This is a genomic window from Desulfobacula sp., assembly GCF_030611305.1.
Classification (GTDB): domain Bacteria; phylum Desulfobacterota; class Desulfobacteria; order Desulfobacterales; family Desulfobacteraceae; genus Desulfobacula.
In genome coordinates, this window is the sequence record NZ_JAUWQB010000001.1 from 51,024 (window position 1) to 70,103 (window position 19,080).

At 40.3% G+C, this 19,080-nt stretch carries 14 protein-coding genes and 2 pseudogenes; 8 read left to right on the forward strand and 8 right to left on the reverse strand.

Annotation, left to right across the window (positions count from 1 at the left end; translation table 11 throughout):
* Positions 1 to 37 precede the first annotated feature (37 nt).
* The 5 genes from QAI40_RS00260 to recJ form a co-directional block, all read right to left on the reverse strand.
* Complete coding sequence (locus QAI40_RS00260) at positions 38 to 532, reverse strand: SCP2 sterol-binding domain-containing protein (RefSeq protein ID WP_299977411.1); 495 nt, start codon at positions 530 to 532, stop codon at positions 38 to 40.
* Positions 533 to 544: 12 nt separating this feature from the next.
* Positions 545 to 2,248, reverse strand: a complete 1,704-nt coding sequence (locus QAI40_RS00265) for an AMP-binding protein (RefSeq protein WP_299977414.1) — start codon at positions 2,246 to 2,248, stop codon at positions 545 to 547.
* Between the two features lie 74 nt (positions 2,249 to 2,322).
* Entirely contained in the window at positions 2,323 to 4,188 is a 1,866-nt protein-coding gene (locus QAI40_RS00270; RefSeq protein WP_299977417.1) for an aldehyde ferredoxin oxidoreductase family protein, read from the reverse strand.
* Positions 4,189 to 4,372: 184 nt separating this feature from the next.
* Positions 4,373 to 4,798, reverse strand: a complete 426-nt coding sequence (locus QAI40_RS00275) for a hypothetical protein (RefSeq protein WP_299977420.1) — start codon at positions 4,796 to 4,798, stop codon at positions 4,373 to 4,375.
* An 81-nt stretch (positions 4,799 to 4,879) separates the two neighbouring features.
* Positions 4,880 to 6,589 (reverse strand): single-stranded-DNA-specific exonuclease RecJ, encoded by a 1,710-nt coding sequence (gene recJ / locus QAI40_RS00280; protein WP_299977422.1) that lies wholly within the window; start codon positions 6,587 to 6,589, stop codon positions 4,880 to 4,882.
* Between the two features lie 102 nt (positions 6,590 to 6,691).
* On the opposite strand from recJ, the gene QAI40_RS00285 reads away from it, so the two are divergent.
* Both QAI40_RS00285 and glmM read left to right on the forward strand, forming a co-directional pair.
* Entirely contained in the window at positions 6,692 to 7,870 is a 1,179-nt protein-coding gene (locus QAI40_RS00285) for a protein GlmU (protein WP_299977425.1), read from the forward strand.
* A 25-nt stretch (positions 7,871 to 7,895) separates the two neighbouring features.
* On the forward strand, positions 7,896 to 9,251 hold the full coding sequence (gene glmM / locus QAI40_RS00290; protein WP_299977428.1) for a phosphoglucosamine mutase: 1,356 nt from the start codon (positions 7,896 to 7,898) through the stop codon (positions 9,249 to 9,251).
* Between the two features lie 48 nt (positions 9,252 to 9,299).
* Here glmM and QAI40_RS00295 read toward each other — a convergent pair whose 3' ends face one another.
* Positions 9,300 to 10,007, reverse strand: a complete 708-nt coding sequence (locus QAI40_RS00295; protein ID WP_299977431.1) for a Bax inhibitor-1/YccA family protein — start codon at positions 10,005 to 10,007, stop codon at positions 9,300 to 9,302.
* 295 nt (positions 10,008 to 10,302) lie between these two features.
* On the opposite strand from QAI40_RS00295, the gene xseA reads away from it, so the two are divergent.
* The 6 genes and pseudogenes from xseA to fusA all read left to right on the forward strand — a co-directional run bounded on the left by xseA (position 10,303) and on the right by fusA (position 17,437).
* Positions 10,303 to 11,508, forward strand: a complete 1,206-nt coding sequence (gene xseA / locus QAI40_RS00300; RefSeq protein WP_299977434.1) for an exodeoxyribonuclease VII large subunit — start codon at positions 10,303 to 10,305, stop codon at positions 11,506 to 11,508.
* Entirely contained in the window at positions 11,501 to 11,728 is a 228-nt protein-coding gene (gene xseB / locus QAI40_RS00305) for an exodeoxyribonuclease VII small subunit (RefSeq protein ID WP_299977437.1), read from the forward strand. Before xseA ends, xseB begins: the two co-directional genes overlap by 8 nt.
* A gap of 124 nt (positions 11,729 to 11,852) precedes the next feature.
* Positions 11,853 to 12,634: pseudogene (locus QAI40_RS00310) on the forward strand (polyprenyl synthetase family protein).
* 20 nt (positions 12,635 to 12,654) lie between these two features.
* The gene (gene dxs, locus QAI40_RS00315; protein ID WP_299977443.1) at positions 12,655 to 14,538 is read left to right on the forward strand and encodes a 1-deoxy-D-xylulose-5-phosphate synthase; all 1,884 of its coding nucleotides are present in this window, start codon (positions 12,655 to 12,657) and stop codon (positions 14,536 to 14,538) included.
* The gene (locus tag QAI40_RS00320; protein ID WP_299977445.1) at positions 14,519 to 15,292 is read left to right on the forward strand and encodes a TlyA family RNA methyltransferase; all 774 of its coding nucleotides are present in this window, start codon (positions 14,519 to 14,521) and stop codon (positions 15,290 to 15,292) included. The genes dxs and QAI40_RS00320 overlap by 20 nt, the downstream gene beginning before the upstream one ends.
* Before the next feature lie 69 nt (positions 15,293 to 15,361).
* Complete coding sequence (gene fusA / locus QAI40_RS00325; protein ID WP_299977448.1) at positions 15,362 to 17,437, forward strand: elongation factor G; 2,076 nt, start codon at positions 15,362 to 15,364, stop codon at positions 17,435 to 17,437.
* A 75-nt stretch (positions 17,438 to 17,512) separates the two neighbouring features.
* Here the strand turns inward: fusA and QAI40_RS00330 are convergent, their stop codons facing one another.
* Together QAI40_RS00330 and QAI40_RS00335 are read right to left on the reverse strand one after the other, a co-directional pair.
* Positions 17,513 to 18,067 (reverse strand): lysophospholipid acyltransferase family protein, encoded by a 555-nt coding sequence (locus tag QAI40_RS00330; protein ID WP_299977450.1) that lies wholly within the window; start codon positions 18,065 to 18,067, stop codon positions 17,513 to 17,515.
* Between the two features lie 150 nt (positions 18,068 to 18,217).
* Positions 18,218 to 19,015 (reverse strand): annotated as a pseudogene (locus QAI40_RS00335) (diacylglycerol/lipid kinase family protein); the annotation flags it as partial.
* Positions 19,016 to 19,080: the final 65 nt, after the last annotated feature.

Here is a 19,080-nt window from a genome sequence, read left to right on the forward strand (position 1 = left end):
CTTAGGTAAATTGCTAATAGGCCTGATATGTCTTTTATCAGACACCAAGTTCTTTTCGAAATGATTTCATATTGGCTTTGTATTGTTCAAATTCATCTGTTGAGAGTTCATCAGGAAAAACAAGCTCGACAGAGGTTAGTAACTCAATTACATTATTGGCATGGGGAGCCACAGCAAGCACACCAATTTTGCTTCCCTTTTCAAGCTTGATTTTTCCCAGCATAAACTCTGTGATAAATTTACTTTCTTTTTTTAAGATCTTTTTCCAGACCTGGGGTGTGGCTCCCATAAGGAATTCAGCCTCTTTTTTACCCTTTTCTTCTGATACCAGTTCAAGCCTGATGAGTTCTCCTTGTTCAAAAAACAGGCAAAAAAATACGTCCTTTTCAATCCCCCATGAGGGCTCTGCTTTGACTCGATAAACCATTTTTCCGGAAAGTTTTTTCAGTTTTTCTTTGGCCTGCGGATTTGACCGGTAAATCCTGGCACTTTCTTTCAACCATTCCGGTGTGCAGTAATAAAAGGTTGCCATGAATTTTCTCCTTTAGTAAACAATATGATTCATTTGATTTTTTTTTTGTGAAATTTTATCTATGACTTCATCCCGCAAAACTTTTTTAAAAAGTTTTTCCGTAACGGTCATGGGAAGTTCATCCCTGAACTCCACAAACTTTGGCACGGCATAGGGAGCCAGGTGTTCACGGCAAAAACTGCGGATATCATCTTCAGTTACAATTTCAGGATAGTCTTTATGCAGCTTGATTACCGCTGCGATTCTTTCACTTCCCGGGATCTTGGGATCAGGAACTCCAAATGACGCTGCCATGAGCACAGCAGGATGCTTAAAAATCACCTCATCTACCTGGGTGGAATAGACCTTGTTACCTGACACATTGATCATATCTTTGATCCGGTCTGTCATATGAAAATAACCGTCTTCATCCATGTAGGCAATGTCCCCGGTTTTCAGCCACCCGTCTTTAGTAAGACCGGAACCTGTTTCAGGCCAATACCCTTTCATGACCTGTGGGCCTTTCACCAGGATTTCTCCGGGCTCTCCAAAGGGCGTTTCCTCCCCGGTATCCTGGTCTATGATTTTACATTCCGTGTCAGGGGCAGGCACACCAAGCCCTGTTTTTTCCTTGAGCATGAATCCTGTGATTTTAGAAAAACCAGAGATATTAAAATGTGTTAAAGGTCCGGTTTCGGTAAGACCATAGCCTTCAGATACAGGGTTTCCAAGTTCATCTTTGATGGAATCTGCTACATCCTTTGGCAAAGGAGCGGCTCCGCTCATGGGGATCGCATTGATTCTACCGACTTTTTTCTGTGCAATGCGCATGAATTGCGTGGGTACGGCCGTAATCATGAATGGCCTGTACTCCTTTATGGTTTCCACAATAAATTCAATGTCCCTGGGATCAGGCATCAGAATCAGGCGCATCCCAAGATATGCGGCAGACTGGGACATATACCGGCCGTAGGAGTGAAACAGAGGCACTGGTAAAAGAATCGAGGATTTACCTTGAATGCCCTTGATCATGGGTTTCATCATCCAGGGAAGCCCCATGCGGATACAACAAGCCCGGTTGAAATGGGTGATCATGACACCTTTTGGCACCCCTGTGGCACCTCCGGTAAAGGCCAGTTCACACAAATTGTTTTTAGGGTCTATTGTTATGTCGGGTGGTATAGCCTCGCTGTCCTCAAGAAGCTGTCTGAACTCATAAACGCCGTCAGGTATGTCTTCTTCTACGGGTTCTATGTCAAACCCCTCTTTTGAAGTCACAATGACAGAGGAAAACCTGCATTTCTCCTTGAGATTTAAAACCCTTGTTAGCTGGTCTTCACGGCAGATCAGTACTTTGGCTTTTCCGCTGCCTGCTTCATGGACCAGTCCATCATCCGTACGCAGAATACTGGTTGGGATAGCTGCCGCACCTGTTTTTAAAATACCCCAGTCTGCAATAATAGCTTCAGGGCAGTTGGGCAGGAAAACACAGACCTTGTCTCCTTTTTTCACGCCGAGACCTGTCAGGGCGTTGGCAAGTTTGTCTGCATAAATCTTGAGATCCTTGTAGGTAATGGTGCGCTTAAGAAACAGAATTGCAGTCTGGGCAGGATATTTTTTGGCAGCATTGTCCAGAACATTGAAAAGAGGCTCTTCAGGATAGGGTGCCAGGCTGTGGTCCAGCTTATAGGGACCCAGTTTATAGCTTTTTAACCAGGGTTTATCTAAATAACTCAAAATTTTCACTCCTGCGATTATTTTTTTTAATTAATAAAGGACAAGATAATTTATTTTGCAGCTTTTCCGCGGATCTACTTGGCAATATCTTCTTGAATTCCAAGTGCTAAAAGTTTATCAGATCCGGGGTTGCCCGTTGTCTTGTCCCAGCCCCTGAAATCGTAATAGGCATCTTTCATCATTTCCAGGGTTTCTTCATCTATGACCATGCCCTTTGCCGGACCTTCAGGCAAAGGATCTTTCATTAAGCGACCAGGAAGCGTATCATGGGTCCTGTCCATGCCGACTTTTGCATTATACAGCCGTGCCAGGTTGTAAATACGCTCGCCGCAGCGGCGGAAGTCATCCACATCCATGTCCCAGCCCAGGGCATAATTTATCAGCTCCGTATAGTCTGATGCTGGAAGCAACATACCCATGAATTTGCAGGCCCCGATTGCATCAAAAGCGGTCAAGGCGTTTTCCAGGTCCACAACAACTTTTGTTTCTCGGGGGTCTGCAACAAAAGGATCTTTTATTTTGCTGTCATCCACTAAAACAAAGGGAGAATCAATAAAAGTAGGGCCTTCTATAAAAGCTGTGATATGATCTCCTCCTCTGTTGGCTGTCACATACCCCAGTCCGCATATCTTTGCGGCACGCGGATCATAGGCCGGCAGTTCCATGCCTTTGACGTTCATGGCAAAATGGCTTGAATTTTTTCCAAGTTTTTGAGCTGCAATGCGGGAACCTTCTGCCAGAAGATCACCAATACCTTCTCTTTTAGCAATTTTTTTCACCAGATCAATGACCAGGTCTGCATTACCAAATTTAAGTTCCAGTCCATGGGTCATTTCTTTGGTCAAAATACCCTTTTCATAGCACTCCAAAGCAAAAGCAATGGTGGAGCCTGTAGATATGGTATCAAGTCCGTTTTCATTGCAAAGATAGTTAGCCATGGTTATGGCATTCATGTCAGATACACCGCACAGGGCTCCTAAAGTGTTGGCAGATTCGTATTCAGGGCCTTCACCGGTTTTTCCGGCATACTTTCCTTCTTTAATCGTTGTGCCGCGACCGCAGGCGATTGGACAGGCAAAGCAGGATACACCCTTATCCAGAACCGTGTTGGTCAATGCCTCGCTGTTGACTTTTTCGATGTCATCAAACACACCCGTCTGCCAGTTACGGGTAGGATAGCCGCCCCGTGCATTGACCATGTCCGATACCATGTTTGTGCCAAAAGCTTCAAACCCCACTTTGAGCATGGATTCATCCAGAAAATCAATCTGACGTCTGGCAGTTGTTTTAAATTTTTCAGGATCTGCAATATCGAATTTGGCTTTTCCTGCACAAACAATGGCTTTAAGCTTTTTAGACCCCATGACGGCGCCCATACCTGTTCGGCCGACCGCACGGTGCTTGTTGTTCATAATGGCAGCATATCGTACAAGATTTTCTCCGCCAGGACCGATGGACGCAATAGTAACTTTGTTGTCACTCGTCTCTTCGAGGATGTCTTCGGTTTCCGGAACGGTTTTGCCCCATAAATTTTTGGCAGGCAGCAATTTAACTTCTCCGTCCAGAATTTCAAGGTATACCGGAATTTCAGAACTTCCTTCAATTATAAACCCGTCAAAACCAGCCCGTTTCATGGCAGGTCCAAAACTTCCCCCTGAGTTTCCATGACCCCATAAGCCTGTGAGAGGGGATTTTGCAACAACCGAGTATCGACTGGCACTTGCTGATGAGGTGCCTGTCAAAGGTCCCGTCATGAAAATAAGCTTATTATCCGGACCTAGGGGATCGGTATCAGCAGGTACTTCTTCGAACAGATATTTTGTTGCCAGCCCAGCACCACCCAGGTAATCCCTGGCCCATTGTTCTGGAATTGTTTCAATAGCTGTTGTGCCGCTGGTGAGATTAACCCTTAAGATTTTATCCATAAATCCGTATTTCATATTTTCCCTCCATTTAAATTAATCGGTCTTAATTTTATTTCTTCTGATGAGTGTCATCGAATAATAGCTGAATGGATCGAAAAATTTAATGATTAAAAAAAATAACAGGTGTTGTGTAAAGAGGTTTTTAAACCATTAAACTCAGATTAAACTTTTCAACAAAGGCAGGATGGAATATCTTGTATCAGGATTTTGGCAATAGGTTTGCAAGTTCTTTCTGAATACAATAATAAATGTCTTCGTCACTGCCATAAACATCAATGACATCTCTGTGATTGATTAGTTTTTCCACAATAAATGTTGTCAGGTACAGGCTTGCAATGTTAGGATTTGAAATAAGCGTCCTAAAAGGGGCGACCATAAAATCAATATCAAAATCGTCTGCTTTACAAAGAGTATCAAGACACCTTGCTATTTGCTTTTCAATGCTGGATTTGGAGACTGTTTCAACGAGGCCTGTTTCAATGAGTTTCATGGAGATTTTATTGCTAAAGGCATCTACGTTGTCCCGGATGGTGCTGATGGTTCTGATTCTTTCCCGTTCTTTGGATGATTCGATTTTTGAAAGAAGTTTTGCTTCCCTGTTTCCGGTATAAAAAATTTTAGCCATAAAATTATCCTTACTTATCAAAATCATAAAATATTAATCTATATTTATATAATAAAAACAGGACGTTTTTCAAGCTAAAAATTAAAAATCCTCGATAATAATCTGAGCCGTGTTTGTTTTGAATTTATTAATTTTAATCTTAAATGCAATTTTAGGATAATAATCAGGGGAATTATCTGGATCATTGATATTAAAATGAAACGCCTCAACCCGATGCCGGGAAATGGAAGCGGCTTTTTCAAGAACCATTTTCCTGTGGTTGTTTCCAATAATATAAGAAGAGGTTACCCGGATGTCTTCACAGATAAATACCGGTTCAGGGTTTGCCACACCAAAAGGCCTTAACCGGTCAAGTTCTTTGGCCAGGTTGTAATCGATATCTTCTAAATCAAGAATGGCATCAATGGTCAAGGTTTTTTGAAAATCTTTTTCAGAATAAACTTCTTCCATATGCCGATTCAAACTTTGACAAAGCGCTGGTAAATTACTTTTTTTCACCGTAAGTCCCGAAGCCATGGCATGACCGCCGAATCTCTCAAGCAGCGTCTCATTTTCCATGAGTGCCTGATGGATATTAATATGATTGATACTTCGACCGGAACCAATGGCATATTCACCGCTGCTTCCCAGTAAAATAACCGGGCAAAAATATTTTTTTGACAGCTTTGATGCGGCAATCCCTAAAACACTCGGGTTCCATTGATCATCCCATAAAAACAGGAGGTTGCTGTCTAACAGGTTGGGATTTTTGAGCAGGCGGCGTTCAATATCAACTATAATTTCTTTCTCGATCTTTTGTCGTTTTGTGTTTAACTGGTCAAGAAGAGATGCTGTTTTTTCGGCATTAACGATATCCGGGCTGGTAAGTTGTGTAACACAGATTCTGGCATGGGAAATTCTGCCGGCAGCATTGATCTTTGGGACAATTTTAAATGAAATGTCATCTGAATCAATCTTTCGGGAATCAATTCGGCAGATTTCGACAAGCGATTTTATTCCAAGCCTTGTCCCCTGTCTGATTCTTTTAAGCCCTGCAATACAAAGCACACGATTTTCATTGATTAACGGAACCATATCTCCGATGGTTCCAATGGTAAAAAGATCCAGATAGTCTATGAGATTGGGTTCAGTGATGTCACCCCAAAAATTTTTTTCTCTAAAAAATTTTCTTAAACCCATGACAAGAAAAAAAGCAACGCCCACACCAGCAAGAAAGTTTAAACCGGATGGACAGTCTTCTCTTTTGGGGTCAACCACTGCCACAGCAGAGGGCAGGGTGGCAGAAGGCTCATGATGATCGGTGATGATGACGTCGATATCTTCAAGATTGGCATCCTTGACTGCTTCATGGCTGCTCACACCGCAGTCAACCGTAATAATCAAATCAATCTCCTGATCCAAGGCCATTTGAATATGATCTGGCTGGAGGTTGTAGCCCTCTTTGATCCGATGGGGAATATACCATGAAACATTTGCACCTGAATATTCAAGAAAATCACTGAGAAGCGCTGTGGCGGTGACACCATCCGCATCAAAATCTCCAAAAACAAGTATTTTTTCCTGATTTTCAACCGCAGTAAAAATCCGGTCCACAGCCTTGTCCATATCCTTTAAAAGGAAAGGATCGGTAAGATTTTTAAGGTTTGGATTTAAGAAGAAAATGGCATCCTCTACCGTGGAAATGCCTCTTGCTGAAAGCAGTGTAGCCAAAAGAGGATGGCAGTCCAAGCCTTTGGCTAACAGCTCAACGGTTTTCTGATCAGGGTCAAAATGTTTTAGTATTGTATCCATTGGTTTAGAAGGAATTTATATAAACAAACCACCATAATGTCAATTTGTACCTTTAATAAAATACCTTGACAATTCAACCTATAGACAATTATTTATAATTTCATGGAAAACAATATTGTTAAGGCACTCATAAAAAAAGGGATAAAAGTTCCCAATCCCGAATCAGTCTATATATCAGAGGATGTCAATCCAGACAGAATCTCAAGTGAAAATGTTATCATTTACGGCGGTTGTAAGATCATTGGAGAAAGCTGCCTGATTATGAGGAACTCCCAAATCGGATATGAAGCACCGGTTACACTTGAGAACACTTTAGTCGGAGAAAATACAAAATTAAAAGGGGGCTTTTTTAAAGGTGCTGTCTTTGCCGGTGATAATTCATTTGGCTCCGGAGCACATGTAAGGGAAGGCACTATATTTGAAGAAGAAGCCAATGCAGCCCATACGGTGGGTCTCAAGCAGACCATCCTGTTCCCATTTGTAACCCTGGGCAGCCTGATTAATTTTTGCGATTGTTTTATGGCCGGTGGAACAAGCCGTAAAAATCATTCTGAAGTCGGGTCTTCTTTCATCCATTTTAATTATACGCCAAATCAGGACAAGGCCACGCCTTCCATGATGGGGAATGTCCACCATGGTGTCATGCTGAATTCAGATCCGATTTTTTTAGGAGGGCAGGGGGGTCTTGTCGGGCCTGTCAGGATAGGATATGGCTGTATTACAGCAGCCGGTTCCATTATCAGGAAAAATGAATTGAAAAATAACCGGCTTATACTTGGCGGCGCTTTTAAGGATGTATCCATTCCAAAACAATTTTATGTTTATAAAAATGTGGCTCACATTTTGAATAACAATATTTATTATATAGCAGGGCTTATTTCCTTAAAATTCTGGTACAAGCATATACGCCCGCTTTTTGTTTATGATGATTTTTCCCAAGGCTTGATCAAGGGCATGCAGTATAATTTAGATCAATGTATTGAAGAGAGAATTCAGCGGTTAAAGATTTTTTGTGAAAAATTGAAGTTGTCAAAAAAAACACTCCATGAAAAAGCAATGGATAAATTTAAACTGGCCGATGAAATTTTTAAAACCGAATGTGGAAATGATAATTTAAATAAAGAGGGCGAAATATTTATTCAGGTTATTGAAAAAAAAATAAGCCGGGTAGAAAAAAAATATATAAAAGTCATTCAGAGCCTGGAACCTGATGAGTGTGAAAAAGGCAGTCAGTGGTTGTTTCATATTGAACAGAGAATGATTGAAAAGTTAATAATATGAACTAATAATCTGGCAGGACTAAAAAATGGGAAGACTTTTTGGGACAGATGGGATCAGGGGAGTTGCCAACCGATACCCCATAACGTGTGAAATTGCCTTGAAAACAGGAAGGGCGGTTGGACTCTTCGCCAAAGAGGGCGGTTATAAAACCGTAATTATTGGGAAAGACACACGGATTTCAGGAGATATGCTGGAGTCTGCCCTTGCGGCAGGTGTCTCATCAACAGGTATAGATGTCTTTCTGGCCGGTGTCATACCAACACCGGGGGTGGCATATCTGTGTTCTGATATTAAAAATGCAGGCGCAGGAATCGTCATATCCGCTTCCCATAACCCATATCAGGATAACGGGATTAAGATTTTTAAGCATGGGGGAGAAAAGTTATCAGAGGAACAGGAAAATAAAATTGAAGATTATATCCTTGGCGGCGATAGTGTTCCACGGGGAAACGTTGGAAAAATAGCTGTAATTTCAGATAGTTTGGAAAGGTACTCCGCATTCTTGCTGTCCATGTTTCCTTTTAAGAAACTCGATAAAAAATTAAAATTGGTTATTGATAGCTCAAATGGGGCTGCGTCAAAAATTGCGCACATGGTCTTTAATGATAAATTGTTTAACGTCCAATTTATTTATGATTCTCCTGATGGAAAGAATATTAATGATAGTTGCGGATCCCAGCACACACAAGAGTTGCAACGGTTGGTGGTCAAAGAAAAAGCAGACATTGGACTCGCATTCGATGGAGATGCCGACCGATTTATCGCTGTTGATGAAAATGGCAACGAGATTACAGGGGACAGAATTCTTGCTGTTTGTGCAAAGTTTGCAAAAGAGCGGGAAAATCTGAATAAAAATGTAGTTGTAAGTACAATTATGAGCAATATTGGTTTGGGCAAGACACTTGCCAGTCTTGGGATTGACCATATTAAATCTGATGTCGGAGATCGCAAGGTCCTTGAGGAGATGAAGAGATCCGGTGCTGTCATTGGTGGCGAGGATTCCGGCCATATGATCTTTTTAGATTACCATACAACGGGAGACGGGATGCTTTCAGCTTTAAAGCTGCTTGAGGTAATGATGGAAACAGGCCAGTCATTATCCAGCCTTACTTCAGTTATGACAGTCTATCCCCAGGTACTCATGAATGTGGAAGTGGATGAGTCCCGCCCGGATTTTATGAAAATCAAAATAATTGCAGATACAATTAAAGCCGTTGAGAGAAAACTGGGCGATAGGGGTAGGGTATTAATCCGTTATTCAGGCACCCAGCCCTTGCTTAGGGTAATGGTGGAAGGACCCGATCAGAGCCAGGTTGAAAGGTATTGCCAGGATATATGCAAAAGCATTAAAAAAACATTTAAACGAAAAACGGGTATTTAATATAAATTTAAATACCCGTTTGTATTTTTGGTTATTGGTGCTGGAAAACTAGTCTCTGTTACCGCCAAAAATGAAAAGCATCATGATAAAAAGGTTGATAAAGTCAAGATAAAGGGTAAGCGCTCCCATCAATGCACCTTTTCGAATTATTGCACCTGTAGCGTTATTGGGAATAGTGGCTGACATGGTTTTTAATTTTTGGGTGTCATAGGCTGTAAGGCCGATAAACACAACAACACCGATATAGGAAATGATCATTTGCATGGCTGAGCTTTGCAGAAAAATGTTTACTACAGAGGCGATGATAATTCCGATTAAGCCCATAAACATAAATCCGCCAAGAGATGTCAGGTCTTTTTTGGTGACCATTCCGTAAACACTGCAGGCAAGAAATGTTACAGCGCAAATCATAAATGTAGAGACAATGGATGTAGCGGTATAAGCAAGAAAAATAAAAGATAAGGTTATCCCATTCAAAATCGAGTAAATGGTAAATAGGGCAGTCGCAGTCGCAGCATTAATCTTTTGAATTCTTGCGCTTAGAAAAAACACAAATCCAAGCTCTGCAAAAATCAGCATCATAATTAAGCCGGGGGTTCCGTATAGAAGTTGAACCAGGGTTTCATTGTGAGACACATAGTAGGCAGTAAAACCAGTAAGTGCCAGCGCAATGGCCATCCAATTGTATACGCTTCTAATAAATGAATTTGTTTTTACCAGGACAGCGTTTTGTGAAACCGAAGAGTATGAATCCATTTTGTTCCTCCAAATAAGTTATTATTTAAGATGTAATATAACACGAAAGGGGGAGATTTCAAGATTATAATTTGGTTAGGTGTTGAAATAAGGCCTGTTTTGATCAATATAATAAAAAGTTTACATAATATATATTATCAGACCTTAGGGAAAATATTGTGATTGCAGTCACAATATTCATTTGTTGTATGATGACTGCCAATGGTTTTTAAAACAAAAATTTTATTGTTAAAAAAGCTTCTTTGTTTTATATATATTAATTTTGCATTAGAACTAAACTTTGTAACGGATAAGAATGGCAGAAAAAAAGACAGGACATATTTATACTGTTTCTAAATTAACAAGGGAAATTAAATCTCTTTTAGAAGAGACCTTTCCTTTTATATGGGTGACCGGAGAAATTTCCAACTATATGGTTCCTGCTTCCGGCCACTCTTATTTTACATTAAAAGACCCGCAAGCCGCCATAAGCGGCGTGATGTTTAAAAATCAAAAGCGTAACCTGAAGTTTGAACCTGAAAACGGCATGAATATTATTGGCCTTGCACGACTTTCCCTGTATGAACCCAGGGGATCTTATCAGATCATTTTTGAACATCTGGAACCGGAAGGCGTGGGTTCCATGCAGGTCGCATTTGAACAACTTAAAAAAAAATTATCCGGCCAAGGTCTTTTTGATGAGAAACACAAAAAGCCAATTCCGTTTTTACCTTCTCAAATCAGCATTATTACTTCCGGTACCGGTGCTGCGGTCAGAGATATTATTAATGTTGCCCAAAGGCGGTTTTCAAACTGCCCGCTTGAAATTATTCCGGTTAAAGTCCAGGGAAATGGATCACAAAATGAAATCTGTGATGCTATAAACCTTGTCAATCAATATCAAAAATCTGATTTGATCATACTGGCACGCGGTGGCGGTTCTTTGGAAGATTTAGCCGCATTTAATTCAGAGATTGTTGCAACTGCAATTTTTGATTCTCACATACCGATTATCACGGGTGTAGGCCATGAAACTGATTATACCATTGCAGATTTTGTTGCCGATCTGAGAGCTCCTACCCCTTCTGCAGCAGCAGAATTGGCGCTTCCGGATAAAAAAAATCTGGTTCAAAGGATTTCAGGCTTGCAGAAAAGTCTGAATACATCATTGAATAAGAAAGTTGTTTTGTTCAACCAGACCGTCTTTTATTTGATTTCAAGATTAAAAAGTCCTGTGGCAATTGTTTCTGATTTGAGGTTCAGGCTTGAAGATTATGAATCAAGGTTAACCAGCATGATGAAGCATTATATGCAATTGATAAAAATAAATCATTTAAAGCTTGACTCTAAACTTCAAGCGCTGAATCCGGAATCGATTTTAAAAAGAGGATACAGTATTTCAAGATTTGTTTCAGATAAAAAAGTGATTACAGAGTCAGGTGATGTAAAAAAGAACGATCAAATAGAAGTGATTCTTTCTAAAGGACGACTGATTACAAGGGTGGAAAAAGCAAATGGCTAAGAAAAAAACGTTTGATGCAGCTTTAAAAGAACTTGAAAAAATTGTAAAGGAAATGGAATCCGGGAATCTTTCGCTTGAAGGTGCTGTAAAAAAATATGAATCAGGGATGAAGCAATCAAAATATTGTCTCGATCTTTTAGATAAAACTGAAAAAAAAATAGCGATGCTTACAAAAGACTGTGATGGTAATGTAAAAGAAGAACCCTTTAAAGATGAATAATATGGATTTTAATCTGAAGCAATACTTGATGGAAAAACAGGAACTGGTTAACCGGTATCTGAAACTTATTCTTGAGCAGTTTAATCAAAAACATAAACTGATTATGGCGATGGACCATTCTCTCATGGCCGGGGGAAAAAGACTGCGCCCTATCCTGTCAATGGCTGCCGCCCAGGCCTGCGGAAAAGATTTTTTAATCGCCCTGCCCGCTTGCTGTGCCATTGAAATGATCCATACCTATTCCTGATTCATGATGATTTGCCTGCCATGGATAATGATGACTTAAGACGCGGATTGTCGACCTGTCATAAGAAATTTTCCGAAGCCACTGCCATTTTGGCCGGAGACGCATTACTGACCCATGCCTTTAATATTATTTCTCAACCAGAACAAGTTTTTAAAATATATCCGGATACTCAGACAAGAATTAAATTGATTTCCAGGATTTCTTGGGCTGCGGGTATTAAAGGTATGGTTGAAGGGCAGATGCTTGATATGCAGTCGTATCAATCGGAACAAAGAGACAACTTAACCCATCTGAAGAAAATACATGCCCTTAAAACCGGTAAAATGATCACAGTCAGTGTTGAAGCAGGTGCTATAAGTGTGGATGCTGATACTGAAACAATTGAAAAATTAATTATTTATGCAGGCAAAATCGGTCTGGCGTTTCAGGTTGCGGATGATATTTTGAATATTGAAGGTGACCCAAAAATAATGGGGAAGGCTGCCGGGTCTGATGCATTGAATGATAAAATGACCTTTCCGGCAATTATCGGTCTTGCTGAGTCAAAAAAATATGCAAAAAAACTCATTGATGATGCCATCGAGACAATTTCGCAATTTGATGAAAAGGCAGTCCCCTTAAGAGCAATTGCCAACTATATTATTAACAGGGATCACTAACCTATTGAGGTTGATAAATTTTGAGTCTTCTTGAACAAATAAAAACATCCAAAGACATTAAACAACTCTCCAGAAAAGAGTTGAAACTCCTGGCCGGAGATATTCGTGAAAGAATTATTGATGTGGTATCAAAAAATGGTGGGCATCTGGCCTCAAGCCTTGGTGCGGTGGAGTTGACGCTGGCCATTCACACTGTTTTTGATCTGCCAAAGGATACATTGATATGGGATGTCGGGCATCAGTCTTATGCGCATAAGCTGATTACCGGAAGGAATGATGTTTTTGACAGTCTCCGTCAGTATAAAGGCATATCAGGATTTTCAAAAATTAAAGAGAGCCCCTATGACGGATTCACAGTGGGGCATTCCTCGACCTCTATTTCTGCAGGACTTGGAGTCTGTTATGCCAAATATTTAAGCCAGGATAAGTCTGATGTAATTTCAGTAATCGGAGATGGTTCTTTAACCGCAGGGCTGGCCTATGAAGGGTTGAGCCAGACCGGGGATTTAAAACGCAATCTTATTGTTATTTTAAATGACAATGAAATGTCCATCTCTCACAATGTGAGGGCCCTGTCTTCTTTTTTAAGCCGAACCTTTTCAGCCAAATCTTTTCAATCCATGAGAAATCAGTTTGGTGCATTTTTAAAATCTTTACCGAAAATCGGTGATGATGTTTACAATATTGCCAAACGGTCTGAAGAATCTTTTAAAACATTTATTACACCGGGTATGTTGTTTGAAGCCTTCAATTTTGACTATTTCGGGCCCATTGACGGACATAATTTAGACCATTTGATCGATATTCTGAAAAACATCAAAAATCCTAAAGATCCGGTTCTTTTACATGTTACAACCGTAAAAGGCAAGGGATATGAACCTGCAGAGAAAAACCCGGTCTATTTTCATGGAGTGGGTTCATTTGTAGTGGATACAGGCGAAAGCAATAATACATCCAATGGGGTCCCAAGCTATACACAGGTGTTTGGCTCTCAAATGGTCAAACTTGCCAAAACCAATGAAAAAATTGTTGCGGTGACTGCTGCCATGCCGGAGGGTACAGGCCTAATCGAATTTTCCAAACAATATCCGGACAGGTTCTTTGATGTTGGTATTGCAGAACAGCACGCAGTTACATTTTCAGCAGGACTTGCATCCAGAGGATTAAAACCTGTTGTTGCCATTTATTCTACTTTTTTGCAAAGAGCCTTTGATCAGATTCTCCATGATGTCTGTATTGATGCGCATCCGGTTGTCTTCGCCATTGACCGGGGGGGTATTGTTGGAGAAGACGGACCCACCCATCACGGCCTTTTTGATTATTCATATCTTCGCTGCATGCCAAACATGACAATCATGGCACCAAAGGATGAAAATGAACTGGCAAGAATGCTTGTCACAGCTTTTAATCATAATGGTCCTGTTGCCATAAGATATCCAAGGGGTACGGGGATGGGTGTTCAAATTGAGGATCATCCGCGACCTTTGGAAATGGGTAAGGCTCAAGTGATTAATGAAGGTGACGACCTGTTAATTATTGCCATCGGAAAATCAGTTTGTGAGGCCTTAAAAGCCAACAAATCACTGAAAGACCGGGATATCAACGCAACTATAATCAATGCCAGATTTGTCAAGCCGCTTGATACCGACCTGATCATTGAATATGCATTGAAAATTAAAAAGATCATCATTGTTGAAGACCATGTTCTTGATGGAGGCTTTGGGTCGGCTGTTCTGGAAATGTTAACAGATAATGACGTGACAGGATTTTCACTAAAAAGGATTGGCATCAAAAATGAATTTGTTGAACATGGGCCCCAAGATGTTTTAAGACGGGACTATGGAATAGACAGTACCGCTATTGTAAATGCGGCATTAAAGTTACATGGCAACACTATTGAATAAAGGATTAAAGAATAAAATCAGACTTGATTACTTTGTTGTTGAAAAGGATTTGGTTAAATCCAGGCAGCGGGCAAAAGCTCTCATCATGGCAGGCAAAGTTCTTGTGAATGATATGCGTGTAGATAAACCGGGAACTTTGATTACAAACGATGCAAAAGTTGTTGTAAAGCAGGATGACAATCCATTTGTCAGCCGGGGGGGACTAAAGCTTGAAAAAGCGTTAAAGAGTATTCCCATATCAGTGAAAGGCTTAACCTGCCTTGATATCGGTGCTTCAACAGGTGGTTTCACCGATTGCCTGCTTCAATATGGGGCAGGCAAAGTATATGCAGTAGATGTGGGATATGGACAGTTTGACTGGTCTTTGAGACAAGATTTGCGGGTAAAGGTTATTGAGAGAACCAATATCCGGCATATGCCCTATGAAGTAATCAATGAAAAAGTTGATGTGGTTGTAGCGGACACTTCATTTATCTCACTTAAACTCGTTATCCCTTCTACTGAGAAATTTATGAGGGATGATACAAAGGTATTGGCGCTGATTAAACCTCAATTTGAAGCAGGAAAGAAGAATATCGGTAAGGGGGGTGTTGTAAAGGATCCTGAAATTAGAAAAAGGGTTATAGAAGACTTAAAAGTTTTTTTTAAAGAACGCGGATATCAGGTAAACCAGGTAGTCCCCTCCCCTATTTCAGGCCCGAAAGGGAATATTGAGTATATTATATCCTTAACATTTAAAGAAAATTTAAAATAACACTATTAATTTTATTTAAATTCGATTATTTAAATATAACTTTTTATTAATTGTTTATAAGGAGCAGTAATGAGCGAAGAAATTAAAACCATGAGAAATGTGGCTTTGGCTGGCCATGGAGGTGCGGGCAAGACTACTCTTGCTGAGGCTATGCTATTTAAAGCCGGAGTTACCAATCGTCTTGGAAAGGTTGAAGAAGGCAATACCGTCATGGATTTTCAGCCTGAAGAAACCAGAAAACAGCAGAGTATTAATACATCATTTATTAAGTATACGCATAATAAACATACAATTACTTTGATGGACACTCCTGGCGATCAGAATTTTTTCTCTGCTTCTAAAACATGCTTTCCTGTTGCAGACTGCATGGCATTTGTAATTGACGGGGTTGGCGGACCTTCTGCCATGACCGAAGAAGCCGCAGCCAGTGCTTTGGAATATAATTTACCCGGGTTTGTTATTGTGAATAAGCTGGATCGGGAAAGAGCTGATTTTTCAACCTGTATCGAGGCTTGCAAAACAGCACTTAAAAAGAAGATCGTTCCCATTTTTTATCCGATTGGTTCTGAAAATGAGTTTAAAGGGTTGGTGAATATTATTTCAGGTCAGGCCTATGAATATGATGCAGAAGGGAAATCAACCAAGATTGATGTTCCTTCTGACATGTCAGATGACATTGAAATGGCAAAAGAAGAATTTATTGAGGATGTAGCTGAACTCGATGATGAGCTTCTTGAAAAATATCTGGAAGGTGAAGAAATTACTGAGGATGAACTCAAGGCAACGTTCAGACAAGGAATTCAAGATGCCCAATTTTATCCTGCCATTTGTTGTTCCGCCGCAAAAATGATCGGTATTGATATGGTTTCTGATATTATCAATGATTATATGCCGTCTCCTCTTGATAGAGGTGACTGGACTGCAAAAGATATCAATGGTGAGGATGTTATGGTTTCTCCCGATCCGGATGCAGAATTCTGCGGCTTTGTTTTCAATACCATTGTTGATCCATATGCAGGAAGGCTTTCTCTATTTAGAGTGATTTCAGGAAGTCTTGGAAAAGAAGGCAATGTTGTTAATACAACAAAGGATACGAAAGAGAGATTTTCACAACTTCTTGAAATTGCGGGTAAGGAACAAAATACTATAACCAGTGCTCTCCCGGGATCTATTGTTGCTGTGGCAAAACTCAAAACCACCTTAACCGGGGATACGCTGACAGGCGGAAAAGATATTCAGATTCCGGCACCAAAGCCCATGCCTCCTGTTATCTCTTTTGCCATTTCACCCAAAGCAAAGAATGACGAAGATAAAATCCATGAAGCGGTCAGAAAAATTCTTGAAGAAGATACAGGACTTAAGCTTCAAAGGAATGAAGAAACCAAACAGACCATCCTTTCCGGCAGAGGTCTTGTTCATATAGAAGTGACTGCTGAAAAAATTCAGAGAAAATTTAATGTGGGTATGGGTATTGAAACGCCGAAGGTAGCCTATCGGGAAACCTTTAAGAAAAAAATTCGTGTCCAGGGCAAGCATAAAAAACAGTCGGGCGGGCATGGTCAGTATGGTGACTGCTGGATTGTTCTTGAACCGCTTCCAAAAGGAAGAGGATTTGAGTTTGTCGATAAAATTGTTGGTGGTGTTATCCCTAAAAATTATATTCCCGCAGTTGAAGCAGGTATCAAAGAAACTTCGAAAACAGGTATCCTCGCAGGATTTCCTTGTGTAGACTTCAGAACAACTCTTGATTTCGGATCTTATCATTCGGTTGACTCTTCTGAAATGGCATTTAAAATGGCCGGTACCCTTGCCTTTAAAAACGCTGCAAAAGATGCAAAAGCAACCCTGCTGGAACCCATCATGAAGATTGCCGTAAAGGTTCCGGATGACAGCACAGGTGATATTATGGGTGATCTTAATTCCCGGCGCGGCAGGGTTCTTGGAATGGACTCCGAAGACGATAAACAGATCATCAATGCCCTGGTTCCCATGGCTGAGATACTGCGGTATGCACCGGATTTAAGTTCTATGACGGGTGGCAGAGGAACTTTTACCATGGAGTTTGAGCAATATGATGAAGTTCCGGGTGATATGGCACAAAAAATCATTGAACGGGTAAATGCTGAAAAAGAAGAGCGCAAATAAACAAGCTTGTACTCTGATTGAAAAATAAAACCCGGGCAGTTGAGTTGAACATAATGTTTTTTTAGCTGCCCGGGTTTATTGTTGGCTTAATTTTGATATAATATCAAAAAGGTTTTGTCTTGTCTCTTCTACGGATAAATCTTTAAAAGTATCGTAAGGAACCGGTTTCCCAATATTTACTTTCACCACTCCCGGGGTTAAAATTAAGCTTGATTTCCGATGATAATTAAACAAACCAATTGTTGCGAACGGCAGAATATCAGCATTGGCATCTTTGGCCAAATGAAACGGTCCTTTTTTAAAGGGTGTTATTTCTCCTGTAAGCGTCCTGTGTCCTTCAGGCAATATGCCGATGTTCATCCCGGACAAGAGAGTCTTCTTTGCCATTTCAAGGCTTAAAATGGCATTCTTAAGGTTGTTTCTTTCTATGGGGATGCATCCCCATTTCCGGATCAGATATCCCCAGACAGGCAGGGAAAAATGATAGGCGGCCTCCACTCCGATGAAACAGAGGGGAATGGCTGCCGGAATGACAAAAATATCAAAAAGACTTTGGTGATTTCCCATGATCAGGTAAGCTTGATCAGACCGGATATATTCCTTGCCGGTTACAACAAGCTTTATTCCCATTAACCTGATTAAAATATTAAATAGAAATCTGGCAATATTGAAGGTGGTTCTTTGAGGTAACAAAAACAGGCAGAAAACAAGAATAAAAAATGAGAATAAAAAAAAGAGTCCACCGATGATCCATAAATATATTGAAAATATTTTTTTCAATTAAAGATACCTTATCATTTTATGGTGCACATTTATAGTTGTTGGTGTGGTGCCGAATAATTCACCATCCGGCAATAAGGTTTTCTCAGGCCATGTTTTGATTGTGGCCTTCCTAGCCTTGAAAGATCTTACCAAAGGATGTTTGATATGAGTTCCCTTAAAGATTTTTGGCAAGGTCGCCAAAAGACTTGTTCTAGATAATTTGCCTGCAATAATAATATCCATGTAACCATCATCAATTTCGGCATCAGGAGCCATCAGCATATTCCCGCCGGTAAAGCGTGAATTGCAAAACTCAACAAAACAATTTTCTCCGGATATCATTTTTCCATCAATTTCAAGCTCCATGTAATGAAAATAGAGTTTTGCAGTCCTGTAAAAAACACCTATAATGTAAGAAAAGTCATTTAAGTATTTAAATTTTTGAGCTGTTTTTGCCACATCCGTGACAAATCCCAATCCGGTCAGATTTACAAAATAAAACTTTTTTTTGGCCTGTGTAAAAGAGCAGACATCTATCCATCTCGGATCGTTTTCAACAATCGATCTGATGCCATCCTCATAACAATGGATATTTAAATCTTTGGCAAAAGAGTTCCCTGAACCGATAGGAATGATACCAAGGGGTGGGAGTTTTTTGGATTTAAAATTAGCTAAAAGACCGTTTAAGACATAAAAATTGGTTCCATCGCCGCCTATGGAGATAATGGCGTCATACTCTTTTATTTTAAGCTCAGAGGTGATTTTGAGGATATGTCCATGGTAAAGAGAAAGATAGGTGTGGTAGTCAATACGATTTAAAGAAAGTTTTTTTCAATCAAAGGCAGCAGTTTTTCACCTTTTTTTCCACCCGCATAAGGATT